Annotated in this window: 21 protein-coding genes; 19 read left to right on the forward strand and 2 right to left on the reverse strand. The window is 76.4% G+C overall.

Features of this window, described 5'->3' with window-relative positions; translation table 11 throughout:
- Nucleotides 1-314 precede the first annotated feature (314 nt).
- Nucleotides 315-3,680: a BTAD domain-containing putative transcriptional regulator gene (locus IF43_RS0111785; RefSeq protein ID WP_051795146.1), complete on the forward strand. Its 3,366-nt coding sequence runs from the start codon at nt 315-317 to the stop codon at nt 3,678-3,680.
- Nucleotides 3,681-3,789: 109 nt separating this feature from the next.
- Here IF43_RS0111785 and IF43_RS0111790 read toward each other — a convergent pair whose 3' ends face one another.
- Entirely contained in the window at nt 3,790-4,008 is a 219-nt protein-coding gene (locus tag IF43_RS0111790) for a hypothetical protein (protein WP_030198047.1), read from the reverse strand.
- 353 nt (nt 4,009-4,361) lie between these two features.
- Here IF43_RS0111790 and IF43_RS0111795 point away from each other — a divergent pair, with 353 nt between their 5' ends.
- The 15 genes from IF43_RS0111795 (at nt 4,362) to IF43_RS0111865 (ending at nt 20,347) form a co-directional block, all read left to right on the forward strand.
- Nucleotides 4,362-5,561, forward strand: a complete 1,200-nt coding sequence (locus IF43_RS0111795; RefSeq protein WP_078910086.1) for a pitrilysin family protein — start codon at nt 4,362-4,364, stop codon at nt 5,559-5,561.
- The gene (locus IF43_RS42105) at nt 5,558-6,592 is read left to right on the forward strand and encodes a hypothetical protein (RefSeq protein ID WP_030198051.1); all 1,035 of its coding nucleotides are present in this window, start codon (nt 5,558-5,560) and stop codon (nt 6,590-6,592) included. Before IF43_RS0111795 ends, IF43_RS42105 begins: the two co-directional genes overlap by 4 nt.
- Nucleotides 6,589-7,740, forward strand: coding sequence for a hypothetical protein (locus IF43_RS0111805; RefSeq protein ID WP_030198056.1), 1,152 nt, complete (start codon nt 6,589-6,591; stop codon nt 7,738-7,740). The genes IF43_RS42105 and IF43_RS0111805 overlap by 4 nt, the downstream gene beginning before the upstream one ends.
- On the forward strand, nt 7,737-8,711 hold the full coding sequence (locus IF43_RS0111810) for an ABC transporter ATP-binding protein (RefSeq protein WP_051795148.1): 975 nt from the start codon (nt 7,737-7,739) through the stop codon (nt 8,709-8,711). Before IF43_RS0111805 ends, IF43_RS0111810 begins: the two co-directional genes overlap by 4 nt.
- Nucleotides 8,708-9,481: an ABC transporter permease gene (locus tag IF43_RS0111815; protein ID WP_030198061.1), complete on the forward strand. Its 774-nt coding sequence runs from the start codon at nt 8,708-8,710 to the stop codon at nt 9,479-9,481. The genes IF43_RS0111810 and IF43_RS0111815 overlap by 4 nt, the downstream gene beginning before the upstream one ends.
- Before the next feature lie 14 nt (nt 9,482-9,495).
- Nucleotides 9,496-10,347: an ABC transporter permease gene (locus IF43_RS43440; RefSeq protein WP_051795149.1), complete on the forward strand. Its 852-nt coding sequence runs from the start codon at nt 9,496-9,498 to the stop codon at nt 10,345-10,347.
- A gap of 38 nt (nt 10,348-10,385) precedes the next feature.
- Entirely contained in the window at nt 10,386-11,369 is a 984-nt protein-coding gene (locus IF43_RS0111825; protein ID WP_030198068.1) for a hypothetical protein, read from the forward strand.
- Nucleotides 11,370-11,383: 14 nt separating this feature from the next.
- Complete coding sequence (locus IF43_RS36370) at nt 11,384-12,601, forward strand: cytochrome P450 (protein ID WP_051795151.1); 1,218 nt, start codon at nt 11,384-11,386, stop codon at nt 12,599-12,601.
- Nucleotides 12,598-13,095: a deoxycytidine deaminase gene (locus IF43_RS0111835; RefSeq protein WP_030198074.1), complete on the forward strand. Its 498-nt coding sequence runs from the start codon at nt 12,598-12,600 to the stop codon at nt 13,093-13,095. Before IF43_RS36370 ends, IF43_RS0111835 begins: the two co-directional genes overlap by 4 nt.
- Nucleotides 13,092-13,625: a dCTP deaminase gene (dcd, locus tag IF43_RS0111840; RefSeq protein ID WP_030198075.1), complete on the forward strand. Its 534-nt coding sequence runs from the start codon at nt 13,092-13,094 to the stop codon at nt 13,623-13,625. The genes IF43_RS0111835 and dcd overlap by 4 nt, the downstream gene beginning before the upstream one ends.
- A complete protein-coding gene (locus IF43_RS43445; protein WP_051795153.1) occupies nt 13,618-16,347 on the forward strand; it encodes an amino acid--tRNA ligase-related protein in 2,730 nt (909 codons plus the stop codon). Before dcd ends, IF43_RS43445 begins: the two co-directional genes overlap by 8 nt.
- A gap of 177 nt (nt 16,348-16,524) precedes the next feature.
- Entirely contained in the window at nt 16,525-17,337 is an 813-nt protein-coding gene (locus tag IF43_RS0111850; RefSeq protein WP_030198079.1) for a bifunctional 2-polyprenyl-6-hydroxyphenol methylase/3-demethylubiquinol 3-O-methyltransferase UbiG, read from the forward strand.
- Between the two features lie 58 nt (nt 17,338-17,395).
- A complete protein-coding gene (locus tag IF43_RS0111855; RefSeq protein ID WP_030198082.1) occupies nt 17,396-18,256 on the forward strand; it encodes a bifunctional 2-polyprenyl-6-hydroxyphenol methylase/3-demethylubiquinol 3-O-methyltransferase UbiG in 861 nt (286 codons plus the stop codon).
- A gap of 130 nt (nt 18,257-18,386) precedes the next feature.
- Nucleotides 18,387-19,742, forward strand: coding sequence for an alanine racemase (locus tag IF43_RS0111860; RefSeq protein ID WP_030198086.1), 1,356 nt, complete (start codon nt 18,387-18,389; stop codon nt 19,740-19,742).
- Nucleotides 19,739-20,347: an AAA family ATPase gene (locus IF43_RS0111865; protein ID WP_051795155.1), complete on the forward strand. Its 609-nt coding sequence runs from the start codon at nt 19,739-19,741 to the stop codon at nt 20,345-20,347. Before IF43_RS0111860 ends, IF43_RS0111865 begins: the two co-directional genes overlap by 4 nt.
- A gap of 34 nt (nt 20,348-20,381) precedes the next feature.
- On the opposite strand, the gene IF43_RS0111870 is transcribed toward IF43_RS0111865, so the two are convergent.
- Nucleotides 20,382-20,786 (reverse strand): SHOCT domain-containing protein, encoded by a 405-nt coding sequence (locus IF43_RS0111870; protein ID WP_107048468.1) that lies wholly within the window; start codon nt 20,784-20,786, stop codon nt 20,382-20,384.
- A 360-nt stretch (nt 20,787-21,146) separates the two neighbouring features.
- On the opposite strand from IF43_RS0111870, the gene IF43_RS43450 reads away from it, so the two are divergent.
- The 3 genes from IF43_RS43450 (at nt 21,147) to IF43_RS0111890 (ending at nt 25,590) form a co-directional block, all read left to right on the forward strand.
- Entirely contained in the window at nt 21,147-23,732 is a 2,586-nt protein-coding gene (locus IF43_RS43450; RefSeq protein WP_267884761.1) for a LuxR C-terminal-related transcriptional regulator, read from the forward strand.
- Nucleotides 23,733-23,889: 157 nt separating this feature from the next.
- Entirely contained in the window at nt 23,890-24,087 is a 198-nt protein-coding gene (locus IF43_RS0111885; protein WP_030198095.1) for a hypothetical protein, read from the forward strand.
- 63 nt (nt 24,088-24,150) lie between these two features.
- Complete coding sequence (locus IF43_RS0111890) at nt 24,151-25,590, forward strand: DUF2252 domain-containing protein (RefSeq protein WP_051795161.1); 1,440 nt, start codon at nt 24,151-24,153, stop codon at nt 25,588-25,590.
- The last annotated feature ends 7 nt before the right edge of the window (nt 25,591-25,597 follow it).

The raw sequence follows: 25,597 nt of genomic DNA on the forward strand, positions 1-25,597 counted from the left end.
GGCACCGGCCCGAACCTGCAGCTCGCACGCGTGCATGCCCACCCACCAAGCAAGGTAAGCCTAACCGAACGTGCATGCGGAAATACAGGGCGCCCGGCCGCCGGCGGAAGGGGTCTGACCGGCCTGGCCGGATGCGGCACTCCGTCGCGATGGCCGAAACGCGCAGGGTCTCGGAACCGAACGGAATTCGAAGATCCGTTCTGTAGCATGATCGGCCCGCAGCAGGGTGCGCCGGTCCGACCAGCCGGTCGCGCAGCCGCGTGAAACATCTGATCCGGCCGCGCACGACCGACGGCCGAGGCGTTCTAGGGGGGATGTCCGTGCGGCACATCGCGCACGGTGGGGAATCGGGGGCACTGGCGTTCGCCGTGCTCGGGCCGCTGCGGATCCGGGGCGGCGTCGACGGGGCGACGGAGATCAAGCCGGGCTCGCCCCAGCAGCAGGCGGTGCTCACGCAACTGCTGCTGCGCCCGGGACTGGGCGTACCCATGTGGGACCTCGTCACCGGGGTCTGGGGTGAGGACCCGCCGGACGGCGCCATCGCCAACCTGCGGACGTACGCCTGGCGCCTGCGCAGGCTCCTGGAGCCGGACCCGGCCGCGCCGCGGTTCCTGGTGTCGGCGGGCGACGGCTACCGGCTCGACGTCCCCGGTTGCTCCGTCGACGCCCTGGAGGCCGCGGACCTGGCCGAACGGGCCGCGGCCGCACGCGGGGCCGGCCGGCTCCACGAGGCCGCCGGGCTCGTCACGGCCGCCCTCGGCCTGTGGCGGGGCGAGCCCCTCGCACGGGTGCCGGGCCCGTTCGCCGACCGGCAGCGCGAGCGCTGGGGCGAGCTGCGCACCGCCCTGCTCGAGGAGAAGTACGACCTGGAGCTGGCCCACGGCCGGCACCGCGGGGTGGTCCCCGAGCTGACCGCGCTCGCCGCCGAGCACCCGGGGCGCGAGCGGCTGCACGGGCTGCTGATGCGCGCCCTCCACGCCACCGGGCGCCGTACCGAGGCGCTCGCCCTGTTCCAGCGGGTCCGCCGCACCCTGATCGAGGAGCAGGGGGTGGAGCCGGGGCGGGAGCTCGCCGCCGTGCACCACCGGATCCTGGAGGAGGCGTCGTCGGGCGACGGGCCCGAGGAGTACGGGCCACCCGCTGCAGGTCCCGGCGCCGTTGCCGGCGCGGGTACGGGCCACGTCACCGGGCCGGCTCCGCATCCCGGTGCCGGAAGCGACCCGGGTGCGGCCGCCGGCCCCGGCACGGGGCAGTCGGCGGAGGCTGCGCAGCCGGCGGACCGTCCGAGCGACGGGGCCGCTGCGTACGCTGCCGTTCCCGCGCTCGTGCCCGCGCACGCTCCCGTGCTCTCTTCCGCACACGGCGCCGCGACCATTCCGGCACACGGCGCGGCGACCATTCCGGCACACGGCGCCGCGACCATTCCCGCACACGGACCCGTGCCTTCTCCCGCACGACCACCCGCACCCGCACCGGACCCCATCCGCACCCCCGCCCCCGCCCCCTCTCCGGCCCCCAGCGCGCCCCCGGCAGCAGGAGGGTTGCCCCGCGCCGTTCCCGCCCAACTCCTCCGCGCGGTGCCCGACTTCGTCGGGCGCCGTGCAGAGGTGGCGAGCCTGCGCTCGCTGCTGACCGCACCCGACCGGCGCAGCCTGCCGCTGGCCGCCGTCTCCGGCATGGGCGGCATCGGCAAGACCTCGCTCGTCCTGCACGTGGCGCACCTGGTGCGCGCGCACTACCCCGACGGCCAGCTGTACGCCGACCTGCGCGGGATGGACCCGGACCCCGAGGACCCCGCCATCGTGCTGGGCGCCTTCCTCGACGGACTCGGCTACCCCCTGCACCTGCTCCCCGACACCGTCGACGCGCGCGCCCGGCTCCTGCGCACCGTCCTGGACGGCCGCCGGGTGCTCATCGTGCTCGACAACGCGGCCGACGCCGCGCAGGTGCGCCACCTCGTGCCCGGCGCGCCCGGCTGCGCCGTCCTCGTCACCAGCCGCGCCCAACTCCCCAGCCTGGAGGGCGCGGTGCAGCTCGGGCTGGGCCGGCTGCTGCCCGAGGACGCGGCCACCCTGGTCGGCAGCATCATCGGCCCGGGCCGGCTCGACGCCGAACGCTCCGACGTCCAGGCACTCGTCGACGCCTGCGGCCAACTGCCGCTGGCCACCCGGATCGTGTCCGCGCGGCTCGCGGCCCGGCCGGGCTGGCCCATCGCCGCGCTGACGGCCCGGCTCCACGACGAGGCGCGCCGGGTGAGCGAACTGAAGGTGGGCGACCTGGCCGTCGAGGCGGCCTTCGACCTGAGCTACCGGCACCTGCCCGCGGCGCAGGCCCGGGCGTTCCGGCTGATCGCGGTGGCCACGGCCGCCGACCTGGGACCGCAGGCCGCCGGGGCCGTACTGCAGACCGACCCCTTCGACGCCGAGGACCTGCTGGAGGCGCTGGTCAGCGCGTCCATGATGGAGTCCCCGGCACCCGGCCGGTACCGCATCCACGACCTGCTGCGGGCCTTCGGCCGGGCCCGGGCCCGCGCCCACGACCCCGCCGAGGCCGACCGGGCCTGGGAGAGCCTGCTCGGCCACCTCCTCGCCACCGCCTGCAACGCCTTCGCGCAGCTGGTGCCCGGTGACGCGGTGGTCGGCTCCCTGACGTCGCTCGGCGCGGCCGGCGTGGAGTTCACGGACCCGCAGACGGCCCGCGGTTGGGCCGCCGAGCACTTCGAAGCGGCCGTACTGGCGGTCCAGACCTGCGCCGACCGGGCCGACGAGCAGTCCTACCGCCGGCTGCTGCCGGCCGCGACCGACCTGCTGGTGGCGCTCAGCCCGTTCGTGGGGGACCTGCGGCACGAACAGCTGGCTCCGGCCGCCCTCCGGGTCGCCGAGGCCGCCGAACGCCACGGTGACCAGCGGTCCTTCGGCCGCGCCCAGTGGCTGAGCTGCTCCTTCGCCCTGCGGGCCGGGCGGCTGCCGGCCGCCCAGGGCCACGCCCGGCTGGCGGTCGGGGCCTGCCGCGCGGCCGACGACGTCCCCGTCCTGCGGCAGGCGCTCAACGACCTCGGGCTGATCGCGGTGACCCTCGGGGACTTCGACGAGGCCATCGCCCACTACGAGGAGGCCCTGGCCCTGGCCCGCCGGCTCGGCCACCGCTCCGGGGAGATCGCCATCAGCCTCAACTGCGCGCTGGCGCACGTCCGGCTGGGCAACACGGCCCGGGCGCTCGGCGCGGCCGAGGAGGTCCTGGACGCGATCGGCGAACTCGACGACGCCGCCGCCCTCGCGTACGCGCTCTACGTGCGCGGGGTCGCACTCGCCGGGGCGGGCCGCCACGAGGAGGCCCGGGAGCAGCTCACCGAGGCCCTGGAAGCCTGCCACCGGGCCGGCGACGACGGCCGCGAGGTGCACGTCCGCTACCGGTTGGCGGACTCCCTGCGGCTGCTCGGGCGGTTCCCCGCGGCGGAGTCCATGGGCCGCCAGGCGGTCGCGCTGGCGCGCAGGCGCGCCGACGAGCGGGCCGAGGGCCAGGCCCTGCTGGTCTGCGGGCGGGTCCTGGCCGACCGGTCCGACGCCGAGGGCGCGCAGGTGTACCTCGAGCAGGCCCTGCACATCTTCGACGGGCTGGGGCTGCCGGAACGCCGCGACGTCGCCGATCTGCTGGAGCGGCTCGGCGGCCGTACCCCCTGAGGTAGTCGGCGCGCACACGGAAAGGGGCGGTGGCCCCGACTCCCAGGAGTCGGGACCACCGCCCCTTCGCCGTGCGCGCGCCCACCGCCGTCGTCGGGTCCGGTGAGGCCTACGACTCCGGCGGGTGCACCGAGGACCCGGTGTTGTTCCACGAGGGGACGATGCTCCCGGCGACCGTGACGGTGGTGCCGTCCGGCCCGGCCGGCGGCTGGCCCGAGGGCCGGGCCGCCCAGAGCCCCACCCCGGCGGCGAGGGCCGCCGCGGCGCAGAGCGAGACCGCCGCCGTCACGGTCTTCGAACGGCGGATGGACGTGGATCGGTGGTTCATGAGGGGCCTTCCGTCCCAGGTGCGGGGGATACGCGGGGAACTCTGCCAGGCGACCCGCCGGCCCCGATCTACAAACGATCGACGGTCGCTCCACGGCCGCGGACCGTGCGCGTCGAACGGCCGTCCATCGGGCCCCGCCTAGCGTTCTCGGTGTTCGGGGCGATCGCCTCGGACACCACAACACACCTTCCCGAAAGGGGAATTCACATGAACCGCAACCACGCCGTCGGTCTCCGTCCGCGCCTCGACAAGGTCGTCAAGAAGGGCTGACGCCCCGGCTGACCGGAGCGGCCGCCGCAGCCACCCCCGGCTGCGGCGGCCGCCCCGCCCCGCCCCTCCAAGGAAGGTGGCCCATGCCCCTCGGCCCCACAGCGCCCATGTCCCTGATCCCCGTGATCGACGAGAGGCTCCGTACGACCAGCCTCTGCCTGGCCGTCGCCGCCGGCTCACGCGACGACCCGGCCGACCGGGGCGGCGCGGCCCACCTGCTCGAACACCTCGTGATGTCCGTTCCCATGGCGGGCGGCGCCTCCTTCAGCGAGCGCGTCGAGCGGCTCGGCGGACGTACCAACGCCGAGACCGGCCTGGAGCAGATGCTCTACTACGCGCAGGTGCACGCCGACGACGCCGACGAGGTCGCGAGCCTGCTGCTGCGCGCCTTCACCGCACCCGACTTCACCACCGCGGCCCTCGACGACGAGCGCCAGGTGGTCTTCCAGGAGCTCGCCGCGGCCGCCGCCGACCCCGCCGACGTCGTCCAGGACGCCGTGCTCGCCGCGCTGTTCCCCGGCCACCCCCTGGGCCGGCCCGTCGGCGGTGACCCCGAGCAGCTGCGCGCGGTCACGCTGTCCGACGTACGGGCCGCGCACACCGCCCTGGTGGCCGCGCCCAGCACCCTGGTCGTCGTCGGTCCGCGCCTGCCCGGCGTGCTGGCCGACCTGCCGCGCGGCACCCGCCCCGCACCGCAGGTGCGGGCGCTGCCCGCACCCGAGCCGGGACGCGGCGCGGTCGCCGCCTGGCCGCTGGACGCGGACTACTGCTGGGTGTGCCTGGGCGCCAGGTCGCCCGAGGCGGGCTCCGCCCTGCGCCCCGTCTACACCGTCCTGGCCCAGCTGCTCGGCTCCAGCCCCTCGTCCCTGCTGTACCGGGCCCTGCGCGGCGAGCGCCAGCTGTCGTACGCCTTCCAGGCCTGGGACCGCGGCTACCGCGAGGCCGGCGCCTGGCGCGTCCTGGTCGGCACCGCCCCGCACCAGGCGGACGAGGTCGTGGGGGCCGTACGGGGCCTGCTCGCCGATATCGCCGCGCACGGGCCCGCCCCGGAGGACCTCGCGGCCGCGCGCCGCCAGGCGGAGACGAGCCTGCTGCTGGACACCGAGGAACCGCTGGAGCACGCGCGGCTGACGGCGGACCGCACCGCGGCGGGCACCCGGCCGTGGTCCCTGGACGCCGAGACGGCCGCGCTGCGGGCCGTGACGGCGGAACAGGTCCGCGCCGCCGCGGCCGACGTGGCGGACCGCCTGCTGGTGACCGTACGACCGGAGGGAACCCGATGACCGACGCCCACGGCACCGTCCCCGACCACCCGGCCCCGTCCGCCGCCTACTGGGCCGGGGCCGCGGCGGCCGGCACCGCGGTGCGCCGCGGCGGCCACCGGCTCGTCGCGGGGGCCAGCACCGACCCGCTGACCGGCGTGCGGGGCGTGCTCGTCGAGTACGCCGACCCGGGCGCGTTCACCGACGGCACGCTGGAGGCCGTCCTCGTGGACCTGCACGCGCCGGTCGGGGCGGCCACGCCGCGACCGGCCTCCACCGCCTCCATCTCCTCCGCCTCCATCTCCTCCGCCTCCATCTCCTCCGCCTCCATCTCCTCCGCCTCCATCTCCTCCGCCTCCACCGCCCGCGTCCAGGTCCGCACCCCCGCGGACACCGTGCTCCCGCCGCCCTGGCGGCGGTCGGTGACGTACATCTCCCGCACCGGCCCGCTGTCGGACCCGCCCCGCCCCGCCGGCCTGCGCATCGTCCCGGCAGGGGGCGCGCTGTGGCCCCCCGTACGGGACTGGATGGCCCGCGCCGTCCGACAGGGCGCCGCCGAGCAGGGCCTACCCGCGCCCGAGGAGGCGGTGGCGGCGGCCGTCGACGAGGTCCTCGGCGAGCCCGGCGCCGCCGTGCTCGTCGCCCTCCTCGACGACCGGCCCGTCGGGCACGCCGTCCTGCTCACCGGCGCCCGCGACACCGTCACCGACCGGGCCTTCGTCGAACTGTGGGACGTCCTGGTCGAACCGGGGGCCCCCGGCGCGGCGGACTGCCGCGACGCCCTGGTGGCCGCCGCGGCCGACCGCGCGGCCGGACTGCGCCTGCCGCTGCTCGGCCACGTCGTGCACCGCGCCGAGGAAGCCGCCTCCCGCGCGCTGACGTCCCTCCTCGTCCGGGGCTGGCACACCGACCACACCTACTGGACCGCCACGGCGAACGCCCCCGCCCCCGCACCCGCCTCCGCACCCGCCCCCGCCTCCGCGCCGGACGCCGCGCCCCCGGCCACCACCGCCCCCCACCCGACCCCGACCAGCAACGGAACCCCGCGATGACCACCACGAGCCCCGGCGACCGCCTGGACCTGGCCCTCCTGTACGCGCTCCTCGGCGTCCCGGACCACGAGGACGGACGCGACCTGGTCGCCGCGGCCCGCGAGGTCTCCGCGACCCTGCCCCAGCTGGTCATCTCCGTGGCGGCACGGGAGGGCACCCCCCTCGGCACCGGCAGCACGGACGAACTCTCCCGAGCCCGCGCCCGGTCGGCCCGCTACGCCCGGTTCCGGGCCGCGGTCGCCGAGGCCGCGCCGCGTGCCCGGGTCGTCAAGGGCCCCTCGCTGGCCGTGCGCTACCCGGCCGGGGTGGTCCGGCCGGTCGGCGACCTCGACCTCGTCCTGCCCGCGCAGGAGGACCTGTGGGCCGCGGCGCGGGCACTGACCACCGGGCACGGCGCCGCCCCGCACGAGCTGACCCTCGTCGCGGACGGGACCGGGCGCCTGCACGTCCTCCTCACCCTGGCCTGGCCGTCCCCCGACCCGCTGCTGGAGCAGGAGCTGCGCGTCGAGCTGAGCACCGCCGCCTTCTACGGGGACCTGGGCGCCCTCCCGCTGCGCGCCGGCCTGCCCGGCCCGCAGCCCCTCGCCGACCTGTTGTCCGTGGTGGAGGAGCGGCTCCAGCGGGAGTTCCACGCGAAGGACGCCGTGGACGTCCTCACCCTGCTCCACGCCGGGGAGCTCGACGACACCGCGGTCGTGGTCGACGCCCTGGCCGCCTTCCGACTCGCCCCCGAGGCCCTGGAACTCTTCGGGCTGGTGGGCGCGCACGCCCCGCACCCCACCCTGGAGGCCCTGACGGGCCTGCTCGGCCCCCTGGCCGCACTGGAGCGGGCCCGCCGTGCGGCCGTGCCGCCGCGGCCGGAGCCGACCGGCGTCCGGGCCCGCCTCGACGCCGGCCTGCCGGTCTGGGGCATGCTCCTGGACACCGGGGACACCGGGCCCCGCCGCGCCCCCGGCCACCGGCTGGTCCTGGACGAGTTCCACCACGCCCCCCCGCACGATGCCCCGGCCCACGCCCCCGCCGCGGCCGAGGCCACCCTCCTCGCCCACACCCCCGTCGGCTCGTTCCTGCTCGTCGCCGGCGAACTGGTCGACCCCGCCCTGCACGCGGCCGCCCTCGCCCGGCTCACCCCGGGGGCCGCCGCGTGACCGCCGCCATCGACGTACGCGGCCTGACCCGCTCGTACCGGCCCCGGCGTGGCGGCCCGCGCACGGAGACCACCGCGCTGCGCGGGGTCGACCTCACGGTGGCGGAGGGCGAGGTGCGCGGCCTGCTCGGCCCCAACGGCGCCGGCAAGACCACCCTGTGCAAGATCCTCAGCACGGTCCTGACCCCCACGGGCGGCACCGCCCGCGTCCTCGGCCACGACGTCGCCGCCGATCCGCGCGCCGTCAAACCCCTGGTCGGCATCGTCTTCGGCGGTGACCGGGGCCTGTACGGGCGGCTCGGCGCCCGTCAGAACCTCCAGCTGTGGGGTGCCCTGTACGGCCTTTACGGGGCCCCGCTGCGGCACCGCATCGCCGAACTCCTCGACCGCGTCGGGCTCGCCGACCGCGCCGACGAGCGCGTCGACGGGTTCTCCCGCGGCATGAAGCAGCGGCTGCACCTGGCCCGGGGCCTGATCAGCGACCCGCGGGTGCTGCTCCTCGACGAGCCCACCGCCGGCATGGACCCGGCCGCGGCCCTCGACTTCCGGTCCCTGGTCGGCGAACTGCGCGCCGAGCGCCGCACCATCCTCGTCACCACGCACGACATGGCGGAGGCCGAGGCCGTCTGCGACCGGGTCACACTGATGGACCACGGCGAGGTGATCGCCACCGACCGGCCGGGCGCCCTGGCCGCCCGACTCGACGCCCACGAGCGCATCGAGGCCCGCGACGTCCCGCCGGACGCCCTCGACGCCATCCGCCTGCTGCCCGAGCTGGTCGACCTCGACCTCGACCTCGCCGAGGACGGCTCGCTCGTGCGCGTGGACGTCCTCGGCCGTGCCGCCGTCCGCGAGGTCCTGGAGATCCTGGTCCGCGCCGGGGTCACCGAACTGGGCACCGTGCGACCCGGGTTGGCCGAGGTGTACCTGCGACTGATCGGCGGCGGCCGGGGCATGCAGGTGACGCGATGAGCCCACCGACCCTGTGGACGGTCTTCCGCCTCCAGCTGCTGATGACCCTGCGCACCCCGGACATCGCGCACGTCTTCGTCACCACGCCCCTCTACACCCTGGTCTTCCTCGCCATCCAGGTGCAGGCCGGCCGCACCGACCTGGCCGGGTACGCCGTGCTCGCCCCCGCGCTCATGGCGCTGTGGTCACTGGCCCTCCAGTGCGCCGGCGAACTGGTCAGCCAGGAACGCGACCAGGGCACCCTGGAGGCGATGGCGGCCTCGCCCGCCCGCTACCCCGTGGTGGTCAACGTCCGCATCGCCGCGGTGACCCTGCTCAGCGCCGTGTCGTTCGCCGAGGCCTGGCTGGTCGCGTACGGGGTCTTCGGCCTGACCGTGCGCATCGAGCACCCGGCCCTCTTCGTCCTGGCCGTTCTCGTGTCCGCCGCGGCCATGGCCGGCACCGCGAGCTGCGTGTCCGCGCTGTTCGTGCTGGCCCCCTCGGCGCGCGCGCTGCAGAACGCCCTCAGCTTCCCCTTCTACCTGCTCGGCGGCGTGCTGGTGCCCGTGTCGTTCCTGCCCGAATGGCTGCGTCCGCTGTCGGACCTCGTGTTCCTGTCCTGGAGCGCCCGGCTGCTGCGCGCCGCGCTCGACCCGGCCGCCCCCGCCGAACCGCTGGCGGCCCTGGCCGCCGTGGCGGTCCTCGGCCTGGCCGGCGGCCTCACCGGCACCCACCTGATCGGCCGGATGCTCCGCCGGGTGCGGACGACCGGCACGCTCGCCCAGAGTTGAGGAGCCCGACGACCATGGAAACCCAGGCGACGACCGCCCCGGCGGCCCCGGCGGCCCCGGCGGCCGCCCCCCTGGCGCGCACCGCCCGGATCATCGGCTACAGCGCGGCCAACGCCTACGCCGACTTCCGCGCCTCCTACACCTGGACCAGCTGGACCTTCGGCTGGCTCACCCGGATGCTCAGCCAGGTCTGCTTCTTCGGCCTGGTGGGGCACCTGCTCGGCTCCCCCGCCCACACCCGCTACCTCGTGATCGGCAACGCCGTCATGGCCTGCGTCATCGAGGCCATGACCGTGGTGGTCTCGACCGGCTGGGAACGCGGCCACGGCACCCTGCCCCTGCTCGCCGCCGCGCCCGGCGAGATGGGCTGGGTCATGCTCGGCCGCAGCCTGCAGTGGCCGGTCAGCGGCTCGGCCACGGCCGTGGTCTCGCTGCTCGTCGTCGGCCCCGCCTTCGGCGTGCACTGGCCGCCCGGCCGGGTGCCCGCGCTGCTGGGACTGGTCCTGCTGACCGCCGCCACCACCTACTGCCTCGGCCTGTTCGTGGGCGCCTTCGTCCTGGCCGCGCCGGAGGCCCGCAACATCGTCTTCAACGCCTCCTTCCTGCTCCTGATGGCCGTGTGCGGGGCCGAGGTGCCGGTCGACTTCTGGCCCGGCTGGGTCGGGACGGCCGCCGCAGTCCTGCCCCCCACCCACGGCCTGGCCGCGGTCCGCGCCCTCGCCGACGGCGCCCCCGTCGCGGCCGTCGCGGCCCCCGCGCTGTGGGCGCTGCTCACCGGCGCCGGCTGGCTGGCCGCCGCGCTCACCGCCTTCCGGGTCCTCACCGCGCGGGCCCGGGCCACCCACGCCTTCGGCTCCGCCGTCTGACGGCACGGCACCCGCCCCACCGAACGAGGGACCACCCCATGACCCACGACCGCACCGCGGACCGCGCCGACGGCCCGTACAGCGTCCTGCTGCTCAAGCCGGACGGCTACCTCCTGCCCGGCCTGCGCGCCCACCTGGACCGGCTCATCGAACGCCACCGGCTGCGCGTGGTCACCCGCTACCCGGTCGTCCTCGACGCCCGGGACGTCGAGGACGTCTGGCCCAAACTCGCCGGCGGCGCCTACCCGGTGGCCCACCAGCTGACCCTGCACTACATGACGGGCGGCACCTGCGAGGTCACCGTCGTCGCGGCGGCCGACCCCGCCGACCCCGCCGACCCCGCAGACCCCGCCGACCCCGCCGACTCCGCGGGCGGCCCGGACTCCGCGGGCGGCCCGGGCGGTGGCGGCGCCGCGGACGTGGTGGCCCGCTGTACGGCCATCCGCACCGAGGTGCGGCGCGAGTTCGGGGACACCGTCTTCGCCAACAGGCTGCACACCCCGACCGAGCCCGAGGAGATCGCCCCCTGCGTCTCCAAGTTCCTGCACAGCCTGCCGGACGGCCTGCCGCACGTCCGCCACCACGACCCGGGCACGGCCCCCGGCGCCTTCGGCCGGCTGGCCGCCCTGCCCTCCGGCGAGATCCGCGCCGCCGCCCTCGACGTCTGGCGCCGGCAGCGCCGCGACGGCTGGCAGTCCTTCCGGCTGGACACCCCGCCGGGCGCGTACGCCACGTACCTGCTGCCCGGGGACTCCCACTCCATCGACTACGGCATGTCCGTGATCGCGGAGCTCCTGCCACACCTGACCCTCGATCAGATCATCACCGCCTACATCGAGATGGACGTGCGGGGCGAGAGCCGCCTCTACGGGGGCCCGGCCGAGGAGAGCACGCACCTGGCCGACCGCATCACCGCGGCCGGACTGTTCGCCCGGGCCCGCGCCGTGCGGCCGGCCGCCCACCGCGGCCCCCACCAACCCCAACACTCCCACCAACCCCAACAGCCCCACCGTCCGGCATGAGGAGGCCGAACGCCATGACCCGCCAGCAACTGGTGCTCGACGCGCTCGACGCCGACGACCCGGCACCCCACCTGGACGCCCTCGCCCGCGGCGGCTCCGCGATCGACTGCCCCGACCTCGGCAGCGGCCGCCTGGTCCTGCCCCGGTACGCCGAGGTACGCCACGTGCTGCGCGACCCGGCCTTCGGATGCGCGCCCTCCGCCGGCCACTTCCTCGACGACCTGCCCGCCGCACTGCGCCCCGCCCTGGCCCCCGTGGCCTCGTGGGCCCTGTACGCCGACGGCGCCGACCACCGCCGACTTCGCTCCCTGCTCGCCAAGGCCTTCACCCCGCGCCGGATCGCCGCCCTGGAGGAGCGCACCGCCGCCACCGCCCGCGGCCTGCTCGACCGGCTCGCCGCGGCGGGCGGCGGGGACGCGGTCCGCGCCCTGGCCTTCCCGCTGCCCGTCCTGACCGTCTGCGCCCTGCTCGGCCTGCCCGCCGCCGACCAGGACCTCCTCAAGGACTGGTCCGACGACCTGATCCGGATCGTCGAGCCCGACCCCGGCCCCGCGGACGTCGCCCGCATCGCCGGCGCCTGGCACGCCCTGTGGGACTACTTCACCGCCGTGGTCGCCGACCGCCGCGCCCGCCCCGGCGACGACGTGGTCTCCGGCCTGGTCCGGGCCGAGGCGGAAGGCTCCCGCCTGACCACGGAGGAGATCGTCTCCAACTGCGTGTCGCTCCTCCTGGGCGGCCACGAGACCACCACCAACCTGCTCACCGCCCTGCTCCTCGCCGCCACCGCCCACCCCGCACCGGCGGCCGCCGCCACCCGCGACCCCCGCGCGGCCGCCGCGTTCGTCGAGGAGGTGCTGCGCACCGACGGCCCCTCGAAGATCACCGCCCGTACGGCGCTGGCCGACACCGAGGTCGCCGGCCTCCCCGTCGGACGAGGCCGCCGCATCGTGCTGCTGCTGGCCTCGGCCAACCGGGACCCGCGGGCCTTCGAACGCCCCGAGCGCTTCGACCCGTCCCGCCCCGCCAACCCGCACCTGGCCTTCGGCCACGGCCCGCACGCCTGCTTCGGTGCCGCCCTGGCCCGCCTCCAGGCGCGGATCGTGCTGGAGCAGTACACCGCCCACCCCGCCGCCTTCGCCGTCCACCCGGACCGGGTGCGGTGGAAGCCCTCCCGCGTCCTGCGCTCCGCCCGCAGCCTGCCGCTGACCACCGGCCGCCGGAGCGCCGCATGATCCTCACCGGACCCCGCATCGAGGAGGAGCACGCCGCCGGCCGCATCGTCATCACGCCCTTCCGCGCCGACGCGGTCAACCCCAACAGCTACAACTACCGCCTCGGCAGCACCGTCAAGAGCTTCGACGCGACCACCCGCAGCTGGCTCGCCTTCGAACTCCCGGAGGACGGCTACGTGCTGGCCCCCGGCCGCATGTACCTCGGCCACACCGAGGAGGTCATCGGCAGCGACACGTACGCCATGTCGCTGATCGGACGCAGCTCGATGGGCCGCCTCGGACTGTTCCTCCAGGTCTCCGCCGACCTCGGGCACACCACCTCCTGCCACCGCTGGACGCTGGAGATGGTCGCCACCCGCCCGCTGCGGATCTACCCCGGCATGACGGTCGGCCAGGTGTCCTTCTGGCACAACCAGGGCCGGGTGCGCCCCACCCCCGCCCTCTACGCCCGCTTCAACGAACCCCACGAGTCCGCGATCGGAGACCGGCTGTGATCCTCACCGGCGACGAGGTGGCGCGGCAGGTCGACCGGGGACGCATCGTCATCTCCCCGTTCGACCCGGCCCGCTGCACCACCAACTCCTACGACCTGGCGCTCGGCCGGCGGGTGCTCGTCTACACCGACGACGTGCTCGACCCGCGCCGGCCCGCCGCCCACGAGGTGCGCGAGATACCCGAGGAGGGCCTCGAACTCGCGCCGGGCGAGTTCGTGCTCGCCGAGACCGCCGAGACCATCGGCAGCGACCACTACGTCCCGCTGATCCACGCCAAGTCCGGCACCGCGCGCATGGGCCTGTTCGTGCACGTCACCGCGGACCTCATCGACATCGGCTTCGTCGGCCACTCCACCCTCCAGCTGTACGCCACCCTGCCGGTGCGGATCCGTCCCGGCATGCTGATCGCCCAGGTCACCTTCTGGCAGCCGGTGGGCGCGATCCGCCTCTACGACGGCAAGTACCAGCTCGCCGACGGCCCCCAGCCCTCCCGTACGTACCTCGACCACCAGGTGGCGGGCCGTGCCTGACCCGACCACCGCGACCGCCGCCGCGCCGCCCGCGACCGCGGGACCCGGCTCCGCGCCCGCGCCCGCCTGCCCGTCCGCGCCGGCCCGGACCGACTCGGCCGACGCGTTCCGCGCCGTGCAGGACCGCGCCGAGTGCACCTTCGCCCGCCGCTCGCGGCTCGTCGGCATGCCCGCCCACACCGGCCCGGACGCGTACGCAGCCGGCCTGGCCGCCGGGCCCGCGCTGCACGCCTTCACCGCCCGTGCGGCCTCCGACCGGCTCGACGGGTTCGTCGTCGAGCTGACCGATCCCGCCCACGGGGCCACTCCCGCCGCCGTCGCCGCAACGACCCGGGCCCTGCTGGCGGGCGTCCTCACGGCCGACGGCGACCGCGACCTGGCGGGGCTGGAGGGGGCGGAGGAGGAGCACTGGTGGTTCCGGGCCTTCGGGACCCGCTGGTTCGCGCTGGTCTTCGCCCCCTCGTACGGGCCCGAGTCGCCCCGCCACACCTTCGGCTCCGCGTCCACCTTCGTCCTGCTCCAGCCGGTGGAGGCCTTCGACCGGCACGCCAGCCCGCGCGGCGCCGCCATCGCGGAGAGCGTCCGCGAGGACATCCGCGACCGGTACGCCGCCGGCGGCCGCCCCTACGACGCCGAACTCGCCGCCCAGGACGTGGAGTCGCTGAAGTTCGTGTGGCCGCACGGCCCCGCCGACGCGCCCGTGCGCTGGTGGGAGCGGTCCGCACCGCCCGCGGACGCCGCCGGTCGCGGGCCGGCGGCCGAGCAGGGCACGGACCGGGGGACCCCCCACCCGGTCGCCCGCGCCCTCCTGGCGGACGTCGCCGCGGCCGCGGCCGCCACGCACGCCGGACCGCGCGCCCGGACCCGGGGCCTTCCGGACACGGCCTCGACCGCCGGGTCTCGGGCCGGTGCCCGGCCCCCGGCGGCGGCCGGTGCGCCCGCCGGGCCGCCCCCGACCGGGGCCCGGGACCTCGCCGCCGACCTGCTCGTCACCGCGACGGCGGCCCTGGCCGACGCCGTGCCGCCCGTGGACCGGGAGACCGCGCGCGGGCTGCTCGCCGGCCTCGCCGGGCTGGCCCTCGACGGCCCGCACCGCCGCGTGCCGCTGTACACCGCCCTCCCCGGGACCGGCCTCCCGGCCGCCCTGCGTCCCGTCGGCGCCCACGGCGCCCCGGAGGAGGACGTGTTCCGGCTGGCGCTCGCCGCGGCCTGCCCCGGCGCGCCCTGGCCGGACGGGCCCGCGGACCCGGCCGCGCTCGCCGCGGCCGTCCGGGTGCTCGGCGGCCGGCTCGGCTGCCGGGTGCCGGCGCTGGCCGCGGTGGCCGCCCGCCACCTGCTGCACCTGCTGCCGGCCGCCGACGCAGCGGGCCGCCGCCACCTCCTGCGCCGCCTCGCCTGGCTCACCGACTCCCGGGCCGCCGGCGCGCAGGAACTGCTGCTGGGCCTCACCGGCCCCGGCGACCCGCTCGTACACCTCCCCGCGGTGCCCCCGGCTCCCACCCCGGCCACCGGCGCCGGCGGCCCGGACGAGGACGAGGAACCGCTGCCCCTGGCCGACTGGCACCGGGAGCCGCCCGCGCCGGACGAGGAGCGCCGCCTCGGCGGCCGGGTGCGGGCCGTCCGCCGCCACCGCGGGGCGACCTTCGCCGACCTGACCTGGGGCGGCCGGACCGTACAGTTGTCCCTCCCCCCTGCCGGCGGACCGGCCCGCATCCGCCCCGGGGACCTGCTGGCCGTACGCGGCCGCGGGGGGCGCTCCCGGACCGGCGCCGCGGTCCTCCTCGTCGACGAAGTGCTGCGGCACCGCCCCGGCCGCTCGGCGCGCCCGCTGCGCGCCACCGGCCCCGACCAGGTCGGCGAGCCCCCCGTCGCGGGCCTGCTGCGGCCCCGACTGACCCGACTCGGGTTCACCGAGGCGGCCTCGCCCCTGCTCACCGAGGGCTACTTCGGCGGCCGGGCGCGCCCGTTCGCCACCCGGCAGGCCGACCGGGACCGGCCGCTGTACCTGCGGGTCACCACCGAGCTCGACCTGCTGCGCCGCCTCGCCGAGGGCCGCACCCGCGTCTACGAGATCGGGCCGAGCTTCCGCAACGAACCGCTGCGCGGCGCCGCCGCCAAGGAGTTCGGGATGCTGGAGGCGTACGCCGCCGACCTGCGCCTGGACGCGATGGCGGAGCTGGTCGCGGACCTGGTCGCCGACGTGCTCGGCGACCCGCGCCGGCCCCGCTGGACCACGTTCGACGAGGCCTTCGCCGACACCGCCGGGGCGCACCCCGACGACACCGCGGCACTGCACCGGCTGGCCGCCCGGACCGGCCTCCCCGACCCGCGGCGGTTCGCCGACCCGTACGCACTGGCCCAGCGGCTGTGGCGGGGCACCTACCGCCACCGGCTGCCCGGCGTGGCGCTCGTCCACCGGATCCCGGGCCCCGCCTCGCCGTTCATCGCGGGGGAGGGCCGCTCGGCACGCCGGGTCTGGCTCTCCGTCGACGGGGTCGAACTCGCCGAGATCAGCGCCAACGAACGCGACCCGGACCGGCTCGCCCGGCGGCTGGCCGCCCAGTTCGCCGGCGACCCGCACCCCGTCCACCGCGACTACGGCGACGTACTGGAGACCTTCGCCGCCGGCGTACCGCCCTGCGTCGGCGTCGGACTCGGTCTCACCCGCCTGGCGGAGCTGCGGGCCGCCCGTAGGACCACCGCGCAGGAGCCACCGCCGTGATGCCGACCGTGATGCCGACGCAGACGGCGACGGACGCCGACGGCGACCGACACCGACGCGGACGCCGACCCACACCGACCGACGCGGACGCCGACCCACACCGACCGACGCGGACGCCGACCCACACCGACCGACGCCGACGCCGACCCACACCGACCGACCCGGGAGCACCCAGCCATGACCACCACCGCCCACGCCCCCTGGCTGGCCGCCAACGAGGCCCTGTGGGACGCCCGCGTCCCGCTGCACGCCGACAGCGACTGGTACGACCTGGCCGGCTTCCGCGCCGGCGGCCTGGCCCTGGACCACATCGAGCGCGCCGGCGTCGGCGACCCCGCCGGCCGCAGTCTGCTGCACCTGCAGTGCCACTTCGGGCTGGGCACCCTGTCCTGGGCCCGGTTGGGGGCCGACGCCGTGGGCGTCGACTTCTCGGCCGCCGCCGTCGAGCGGGCCCGCGCGCTGGCCGCCGAGACCGGCCTCCCGGCCCGGTTCGAGCAGGCCGAGGTCGGCGCCCTCGACCTCGGACGCACCTTCGACGTGTGCTTCACCTCCTGGGGCGTGCTGATGTGGCTGCCCGACCTGACGGCCTGGGCCCGCTCCGTCGCCCGCCACCTGCGCCCGGGCGGGGTGTTCTTCCTCGCCGAAGGCCATCCGCACCTCTTCGTCTGGGACGACGAGCCCGGCAGGGACGGCTACCAGCCGCGCAACCCGTACTTCCGGCACAGCGCGCCCGTCGTCGACGCGGAGGCCGGCACGTACGTCGACACCTCCGCGACCCTGGGCCTGCCCCAGTACCGCTGGAACCACCCGCTGTCCGAGGTGGTCTCCGCCCTGGCCGGCGCCGGCCTGCGCATCACGGACATGGCCGAGCACCCGGTCCTGCCCTGGCAGCCGCTGCCCTGGCTGACCCCCGCCGAGCAGCCGGGCTTCTGGCGGATCCCCGGCGACCCCTTCCCGCTCAGCTTCACCGTCACCGCCACGAAGGACTGACCCCCCGCCCCCGGCCCGCCGGCGGCCCGCCCCCTCCCGCGTACGAAAGGACCACGACGTGACCACCACCACCCTCCGCGCCCTCCCCGCCTGGCCCCTGGCCCGGATCCCGCGCACTCCCGCCGACGTGTGGGACGCGAGCTACACCGAGTTCGTCGCCATGGTCAACCAGACCAACGTGCCGCCCGGTTCGTACGCCACCCTCAACGCCTGGGCGACGTTCGGCCGCATCGACGCCTCCTCCTCGGTCCTGGAGGTCGCCTGCACCACCGGGTTCTCCTCCCGCGAACTCGCCCGGCTCACCGGCTGCTCCGCCACCGGCTTCGACCTCAGCGACGACTCGGTGCGCGTCGCCCGCTACAACCACCGGGCCGTCGACCCCGCCCTGCGCCTGGACTACTTCACCGCCGACGGCGCCACCGCCGAACCCCGCGGCCGCTTCACCCACGTCGTCGTCGGGGCCGCCCTCGGCTTCTTCCCCGAGCCCGCCGCGATGGCCCGCCGGCTCGGCGGCTTCCTCACCGACGGCGGACTGCTGCTGGCCTCCCCGTTCTGGGCCGACGAGCCGCTGCCGGCCGAGGCGGAGGACCTGCGCCGCGAGGTCTTCGGCATCACCAGCCCGATGGAGACCTACCACGAGGCCCTCTCCCTCTACCGCGGCTTCGACGTGCTGCACGAGACCCGGCACGTCCCCGCACAGGAGAGCGAGGACGACATCGCCCACTACTGCGCCTCCACCGTGGACCGCGCCTGCGCCCAGTCCGGCGTCACCGACCCCGCGGTCCGCGCGGCGATGACCGAGCGCCTCGCCGCCGTCCGCCGGGCCTCCAACCGGCTGCGCCGCCACCTGCGTTACTCCGTGCTCGTCCTGCGCTACGACCGCGCCACCTACCCCGCCCGCTACGTCGAACTCTTCTGAACCCCGGACCGGACCCCCGGCCCCACCCGGACCCGCCCCCCGGACCGGACCGGGCGGACCGGGCGGACCGGACCGGGCGGACCGGCCGGACCGGCAGCAGCGGACCCACAGGAACGGACCCCACCCCACCATGGCAATCGCCCACGACTCCTCCCGCGTGCGCGCCCGCGACCTCATCGGCCTGGAGCGGCACGAGATCCCGGCCGTGCACGACCTCCTCGACTACCTCCGCTACGACGACCGCGGCCGGCTCCGCGTGCACGGCCACGATGCGCACGACCTGCTCACCGGGGCCGGCGCACCCCTGATCTGGTACCTCGGCGACCGGGTCCGCGCCAACTACCGCGCCGTCGACGGGGCGTACCGCGCGCACTTCACCGGCCACCGCACCTTCGCGGCCGTCAAGGCCTGCTACGTCAAGGAGTGCCTCACCGTCCTGCGCGAGGCCGGCGCCGGTGCCGAGGTGATGAGCGCCCTGGAGCTCCAGATCGCCCTCCAGACGGGCTTCGACCCGGCGGACGTCGTCAGCAACGGCGTGGGCCGCAGCCCCGAGTACGCCGATGCCACCGTGGCCGCCGGCGTCGGACTGACCGTCCTCGACTGCCCGGAGGACCTCGCCACCCTCGCCGCCGCCTGCCGCCGCCACGGCGTCCGGGCCCGCGTCGGACTGCGGGTGACGCCCCCCGTCGACCACGAGGGCATCTACATCACCCCGTCCTCCAAGCTCGGCGTCGACTGGGAGGGAGGGGAGTTCCTGCGGCTGGCGAAGGCCGCCCTGGACACCCCCGAGGTCGAGGTCGTGGCCCTGCACGCCCACCAGGTCACCCACTGCTCCCAGCCCGCCAAGTACCGGGCCACCCTCGCCGGCGTCGCGGACGTGGCCCGCGCCGTGGAGCGCGAACTGGGCCTGCGCTTCGAGGTCGTCGACATCGGCGGGGGCCTGGAGACCCGGTTCCTGCTCCGCCGCTCGGGCCTGGGACCCGAGGACTTCGCGGCCGTCGCCGCGGAGGAACTGGGCCGCATCGGCTACCCGTTCGTCCTGCACATCGAGCCGGGCCGGTTCCTCACCGCGGACGCGGCCGTGGGCCTGACCCGGGTGACCGCCGAGAAGCGCAACGGCGAGCACCGGTACCTGATCACCGAGATCGGCTCGAACGTGCTGATCGACATGGCGGAGGTCACCTACCACCCGCTGCCGACCGTGCTGCCCGCCCCGGACGCGCCCTGGGCCACGTACGACGTCGGTGACTCCACCTGCGCCCCGGCCCTGGTCTGCCGCACCGCGGCGCTGCCGGACACGCCGGACAACCGGCTGCTGCTCCTCCTCAACTGCGGTGCCTACTCCACGGTGTTCACCCAGCTGTGGGCCTTCCGGCTGCCCCGCTACCTGTTCAGCGACGGCGACGGACCGGTGCGCACCGTCTTCGACGACGAGGCCCAGCGCACGATGTACCGGGCCCTGTACGGCTACGAGATCCGGCCGTGACCCCCGCCCGGGACCCGGCCGCATCCCCCGCCGCGTCCCCCGCCGCCGCCCCCGCGGCCGGGGGCGGCGGCCCGGTGGTCTGGATCAACGGGCCCTTCGGCTGCGGCAAGAGCACCGTCACCCGCCACCTGGCCGCACTGCTGCCCGGCGCCCTCGTGGTGGACCCGGAGGACGTCGGGCACATGCTGTGGCGCCAGCTCCCCGGCGCACTGCGGAAGGAGGAGTTCGAACTGGAGCCGCTGTGGGCCCCCCTGACGCGGCTGCTCGTCGAGCGCTGCGCCCGCTCCTACGGCCGCCCCGTGGTGGTCCCCATGACGGTCTCCCGGCTGCCGGTGTTCGAGCAGCTCGTCGGCGGTCTGCGCGGCGGCGGCCTGGACGTGCGCCACTTCACCCTGCTCGCCGACCCGGCCACGATCCGGGAAAGGCTGCGCCGGCGCATGGCCGAACGCGGTGAACCGCCGGACGAATGGGGCGAGCTGAGCTGGGAGGGCCGCCAGCTGTCGCGGTGCCTGGACGCGTTGACCGGCCCCGAGTTCGGGACCCACCTGTGGACCGCCGGCAAGCCGCCCGAGGACGTGGCGCGCGAGCTGGCGGCCCACCTGTGAACCGCCGCCCGCGCGCCGCCCCGGGCACGGAGTGCTACTGCAGGAGCTTCGCCTTGGCCTGCTCGAACTCGGCGGGGGTGATGTCGCCGCTGGCCTTGAGCCTGGACAGCCGGTCGAGCTCGTCCACGTGGCTGCGGGGCCCGGCGGTCTCCCGGATGTAGTCGTCCATCATCGCCCTCTGCTCACGTGCCTGCTCGATTTCGCGCCTGCCCATGCTCTTGCCGCGGGCGATGACGTAGATCAGCACGCCGAGGAAGGGGATGATCAGCACCAGGATCAGCCAGCCGGCCTTCCCCCACCCGCTCATCGAGTCGTCGCGGAAGATGTCGACGATGATGCGGAACAAGAGCATGAACCACAGCACCCAGAGGAAGATCCACAACACGGTCCAGAACGCGCCGAGCAGCGGGTAGTCGTACGCGAGGACTTGGCTTTCCATCGCACGGTCTCCTTCCATGCGCACAGCCGTGCCGGGCGGAACCGGACGGCCCGCGCCCACGGTGTTCAGCCTGGGCGAGCCCCGGCCCGGTGCCTTCACCCGCGGCGGGTGATTCGTCCGCGCCCCGCCGGCCCGGAGACCATCCCCATGGACCTCGCGGAGCCGCAGGTCAGGCCCATGCGGCCGGCCGCAGGGGCCCGACGTGGCGATCATGGATCCGGCACCCGATCATGGGGGTGAAGTGCCCAGGGGCCCGCAGCCCCGCCCGTCCGGGGCGGGACGCGGGCACGACCGACAAGAGGGGCGTGGCCGAAGGCCGCGATCGCGCGCAGCCCGCCCCGCGCGGGGTGACCCATGAGCGTGGCTGTTCCGGAAGACCCCTTGCTGGCCGCGAAACTCGCGGTGCCCGTCCAGGCCCCCGGCCTGGTCCGCCGCGAGCGCCTGCTGGACCGGCTCACCGCCGGTACGGCGGGTCCCCTGACGCTGATCACCGGGGCGGCCGGGGCCGGCAAGACCGCCCTGGCCGCCTCGTGGGCCCTCTCCCGTCCGGAGTCCGCGCCGCTGGTCTGGGTGACGGTGGAGGAGGACGACACCCCGGCGTCCTTCTGGGCGTACGTCGCCGAAGGCCTGCGCCGCCGCGGACTGCCCTCCGGCACCGGCCCCGGGACGCCCGTCCCCGCCGACGCCGCGGCCCGCTCGCAGCTGGTCCGGCTGGCCGCCGCGTTCGAGCGCCTGCCCGACCCCCTGGTGATGGTCGTCGACGGGCTCGACCGCGTCCCCGGCAGGGAGGTGCACGACGGCCTGCGGTTCGTCACCGAGCACGCCGGCCCGGCCCTGCGGCTGGTCCTGATCAGCCGGGAGGACCCGGGCCTGCCGCTGCACCGCTACCGCGCCGAGGGCCGGCTCCAGGAGATCCGGGAGGCGGACCTCGCCTTCACCCGCCACGAGGCGGCCCTCCTCCTCGGCGGCCCGGGCCCGGCGCCCGACGACGAGGTCGTGGACCTGCTGCTCGGCCGCACCGAGGGCTGGGCCGCCGGCCTGCGCCTGTGCGCACTGGCCATGGCCAGGACCGCCGACCCGGCCGGCTTCGCCCGCTCCTTCACCGCCTCCGAGCAGGCCGTCTCCGACTACCTCCTCACCGAGGTACTCGCCGCCCAGCCGACCCCGGCCCGCGAGCTGCTGCTGCGCACCGGCGTCCTCGACCTGGTCCACGCCGACCTCGCCGCGGCCCTCACCGGTCGGGCCGACGCCGAGCGCACCCTGCAGGAGCTGGTCCGCTGCCACGCCTTCGTCGAACCCCTGGCCGGCACCCGCTGGTACCGCTTCCACCCCCTGTTCGCGGAGGTCCTGCGCGCCCACCTGCGCAGCCTGCGGCCCGAGCTGGAGCCCCGGCTGCACCGCCGCGCGGCCCGCTGGTACGCCGACGGGGGCCGCCCCGCCGAAGCCGTCGACCAGGCCGCCGCCGGCGGCGACTGGGACTTCGCGGCCGCCCAGACCGTCCGGCACCTGATGGTCGCCCCCCTCCTGGCCGTCCCCGGCGCGACGCCGTCCGCCGACACCTTCACCGACATGCCCGCCGACCTCCCGGGCGCCGCCCCGGCCCTGGTCGCCGCGGCCTGCCGGCTCAGCCACCACGACGCCGCCGGCTGCGGCACCCGGCTGGCTTGGGCCGAGCGCCGGATGCACGACGCCGACCGGCCCCCGGAACCGGCCGACCAGCTCACCGCCGTACTGCTGCGCCTGCTCTCGGCACCCGACGGACAGGGCGACGCGGAGGCCCGCCGGGCCGCCGCCCTCATGGCGCACCTGACGCCCGAGGAGCGCGCCGGCCACCCCGAGATCGAACCCCTGCGCCTGTACGGGCACGCCCTCGCCCGTCGGCGGGCCGGCGCCCTCCGCGCCGCCCGCGACGGCCTGGAGCAGGCCGTCGCCGCCTGCTCCGGCGACCCGACGGCACTGCTGCGCCACCGGAGCCTGGGCCGACTGGCCCTGGCCGACGCCGCGGCCGGCGCCCTGGCCTGGGCCCAGGAGCACGGCACGGCCTCCCTCGCCGTCGCGGACCGGTACGGCCTGCCCGACGCCCAGCGCTCCGGGGCCGCCGACCTGGCGCTGGCCGCGGTGGCCGTGGAACGCGGGGACCTCGGCACGGCCGCCGCCCACCTCGACGGCTGCGAACCGTTCCCGGACACCAGCCGCGACGCGGACCTCGCGACGGAGCGGCTGGTGCTGCGCTCGCGCCTCGCGGTCGCCCGGGGCCGGTGGCAGGAGGCGCTCGACGTACTGGACGAGCCGGCCCCGCCCGCCTCTCCCGACGCCGTCGCCCGCCTCGCCGTCGCGCACGCCTCCGCCGCGCTGGCCCACGGGGACCCCGGCACGGCCCTCGTCGTGCTGGCGGAGCTGCCCGAAGGCCCGCCCGCGTGCACGGTGGTACTCGCCGAGGCGCACCTGGCCGCCGGGCGCCCCGACCAGGCCCTGCGGCTGGTCGCACGGGCCGAGGACGCCGAGGAGGCGACCGATGCGGACCGGGTGCGCCTGGAGCTCCTGCGCGCGCACCACGCGCTCCTGGCCGGCGACGAGTCCGCGGCCCGCGACCGGTTGGCGCAGGCCGTCGACCGTGCGCTGCCCGAACTGCTCCGCCGCCCGTTCACGGAGGCCGGCCCCTGGGTACGGCACCTCGCGCGCGACCTCAACGGCCACGCCGACGCGTACGTACGCCTCACCGGCGCGCCGGCCCGGTCCGAAGCCCTCGTGGTGGAGCAGCTGAGCCCGCGCGAGAAGGAGGTGCTGCGGCAGGTGGCGCGCATGATGTCCACCGAGGAGGTCGCCGCGGAGCTGCGGCTGTCCGTCAACACCGTCAAGACGCACCTGCGCGGCATCTACCGCAAGCTGTGCGTCTCGCGGCGGCGGGACGCGGTGGAGCGCGCCCGGGAGCTCCACATCCTTTGACGGGCGACGTCCCGTCCCGGGCCGCCGGGCTCCCGGGGCTCCGCACCCCTCGCCTCACCTGCCGCGGGTGAGGTGCGCGGCCCGGTCCACGACCACGATGAAGGGGACGGGCCCGACGTCCGGGCACGGGCTCACAGGGGAGAGAGGGACACTGCCCATGCGCTACGAATTCCGGATCACGGGCCACGTGTCCGAGCCGCTGTCCCACGCCTTCCCGGAACTCGACGACAAGCCGGCACCCGGGCAGACCCTGTTCTTCGGCACCGTCACCGACGACGCGCACCTCTACGGACTGCTCGGGCGCTTCCGGGACCTGGGCCTGCACGTCGAGGAGATGCGGCGGCTGCCCGACTGAGCCGGGTGCGTCCGGCGCGGCGGACGCGGGACCGGCCACGGCAGAGCGAGAAGGGGCACGGGTATGAAGAAGGCGGCGGCAGACGGAGGAGGCGGCGGGAAGCGGTCCGCCCGCCCCGGGCGCGAGGCCCTCGACCCCGACGAACGCGCCCGGCGCGGCAGGACGGCGCGCACGAGCGTCCGGCGCTCCGAGCACGCGCGGCTCGACCTCGGGGCCGACCGGGACCCCGTCGGCATCCTGGAGGCGCAGTCGGCCAACCGGGTGCCCGAACTCGTCCCCATCCGCAACGGCCGCATGCTCGAGTCGCCGTTCCGCTTCTACCGGGGGGCCGCCGCCGTCATGGCGGCCGACCTCGGAGGCCTGCCCCACACGGGACTGACGTCCCAGCTGTGCGGCGACGCCCACGTCCTGAACTTCGGCCTCTTCGCCTCGGCCGAGCGCACCCTCGTCTTCGACGTGAACGACTTCGACGAGTCCCATCCCGGGCCCTTCGAGTGGGACGTCAAGCGGCTCGCCGCCAGCCTGGCCGTCGCCGGCCGGGCGAACGGGTTCTCCGCGGCGGACCGGGCCGACATCGTCCGCGAGGCCGTGTCCGCGTACCGCCTGCGCATGCAGCGCTTCGCCGGCATGCGGGTCCTCGACATCTGGTACGCCCAGGACGACGCCGACGCCCTCCGCGCCCTCGGGGCGGAAGGCGGCGCGCGCGTCCTGCGCGGGGCCGACCGGCTGCTGGCCAAGGCGCGCACCAAGGACAACATCCAGGCCTACGGCAAGCTCACCCGCCGCGTCGGGGGAGAACCGCGCCTCGTGTCGGACCCGCCCCTGATCGTCCCCCTCTCCGACCTGCTCGGCAGCGACGCGGGGACGGACCAGGACACGGCGCTCAACGAGCTCGTCGACGCGTACGCCGCGAGCCTGGCACCCGAGCGCCGCCACCTCCTCGGCTGCTTCCGCGTGGTCGACATGGCCCGCAAGGTGGTCGGCGTCGGCAGCGTGGGCACCCGCTGCTGGATCATCCTCCTGACCGGCCGCGACGCGGACGACCCGCTGCTGCTCCAGGCGAAGGAGGCGGGCCCGTCCGTCCTGGCGCCGTACGCGGGGCCGGCCGGGTACGACAACCAGGGCCGGCGGGTGGTGTACGGCCAGCGGCTGATGCAGGCCGCCGGCGACATCTTCCTCGGCTGGGTGCGGAGCACGGGCATGGACGGCCGGTCCCGCGACTTCTACGTCCGCCAGCTGCACGACTGGAAGGGGGCCATCGAGACGGAGGGGATGCGACCGGCCGGCATGCGGCTGCTGGCCCGGGCCTGCGGCGCCTCGCTGGCCCGGGGCCACGCCCGTTCCGGCGACCCGGTGGCCATCGCCGGCTACCTCGGCTCGTCGGACTCCTTCGACCGGGCCCTGGTCGGGTTCGCCGAGGCCTATGCCGACGTGACCGAGCGCGACCACGAGGCCTTCGCCGAGGCCGCCCGGACCGGCCGGATCCCGACGGCGGAGGGCTGACCCGCCC

Origin of the sequence: Streptomyces sp. NRRL S-87, from assembly GCF_000719335.1 — a bacterium.
Lineage (GTDB): Bacteria > Actinomycetota > Actinomycetes > Streptomycetales > Streptomycetaceae > Streptomyces.

What these genes read in the sequence shown, in the direction of transcription:
- IF43_RS0111785 (WP_051795146.1), top strand. Translation starts at nt 315, where the DNA reads ATGTCCGTGCGGCACATCGCGCACGGTGGGGAATCGGGGGCACTGGCG.
- IF43_RS0111790 (WP_030198047.1), bottom strand. Translation starts at nt 4,008, where the DNA reads ATGAACCACCGATCCACGTCCATCCGCCGTTCGAAGACCGTGACGGCG.
- IF43_RS0111795 (WP_078910086.1), top strand. Translation starts at nt 4,362, where the DNA reads ATGCCCCTCGGCCCCACAGCGCCCATGTCCCTGATCCCCGTGATCGAC.
- IF43_RS42105 (WP_030198051.1), top strand. Translation starts at nt 5,558, where the DNA reads ATGACCGACGCCCACGGCACCGTCCCCGACCACCCGGCCCCGTCCGCC.
- IF43_RS0111805 (WP_030198056.1), top strand. Translation starts at nt 6,589, where the DNA reads ATGACCACCACGAGCCCCGGCGACCGCCTGGACCTGGCCCTCCTGTAC.
- IF43_RS0111815 (WP_030198061.1), top strand. Translation starts at nt 8,708, where the DNA reads ATGAGCCCACCGACCCTGTGGACGGTCTTCCGCCTCCAGCTGCTGATG.
- IF43_RS43440 (WP_051795149.1), top strand. Translation starts at nt 9,496, where the DNA reads ATGGAAACCCAGGCGACGACCGCCCCGGCGGCCCCGGCGGCCCCGGCG.
- IF43_RS0111825 (WP_030198068.1), top strand. Translation starts at nt 10,386, where the DNA reads ATGACCCACGACCGCACCGCGGACCGCGCCGACGGCCCGTACAGCGTC.
- IF43_RS36370 (WP_051795151.1), top strand. Translation starts at nt 11,384, where the DNA reads ATGACCCGCCAGCAACTGGTGCTCGACGCGCTCGACGCCGACGACCCG.
- IF43_RS0111835 (WP_030198074.1), top strand. Translation starts at nt 12,598, where the DNA reads ATGATCCTCACCGGACCCCGCATCGAGGAGGAGCACGCCGCCGGCCGC.
- IF43_RS0111850 (WP_030198079.1), top strand. Translation starts at nt 16,525, where the DNA reads ATGACCACCACCGCCCACGCCCCCTGGCTGGCCGCCAACGAGGCCCTG.
- IF43_RS0111860 (WP_030198086.1), top strand. Translation starts at nt 18,387, where the DNA reads ATGGCAATCGCCCACGACTCCTCCCGCGTGCGCGCCCGCGACCTCATC.
- IF43_RS0111870 (WP_107048468.1), bottom strand. Translation starts at nt 20,786, where the DNA reads ATGGAAAGCCAAGTCCTCGCGTACGACTACCCGCTGCTCGGCGCGTTC.
- IF43_RS0111885 (WP_030198095.1), top strand. Translation starts at nt 23,890, where the DNA reads ATGCGCTACGAATTCCGGATCACGGGCCACGTGTCCGAGCCGCTGTCC.
- IF43_RS0111890 (WP_051795161.1), top strand. Translation starts at nt 24,151, where the DNA reads ATGAAGAAGGCGGCGGCAGACGGAGGAGGCGGCGGGAAGCGGTCCGCC.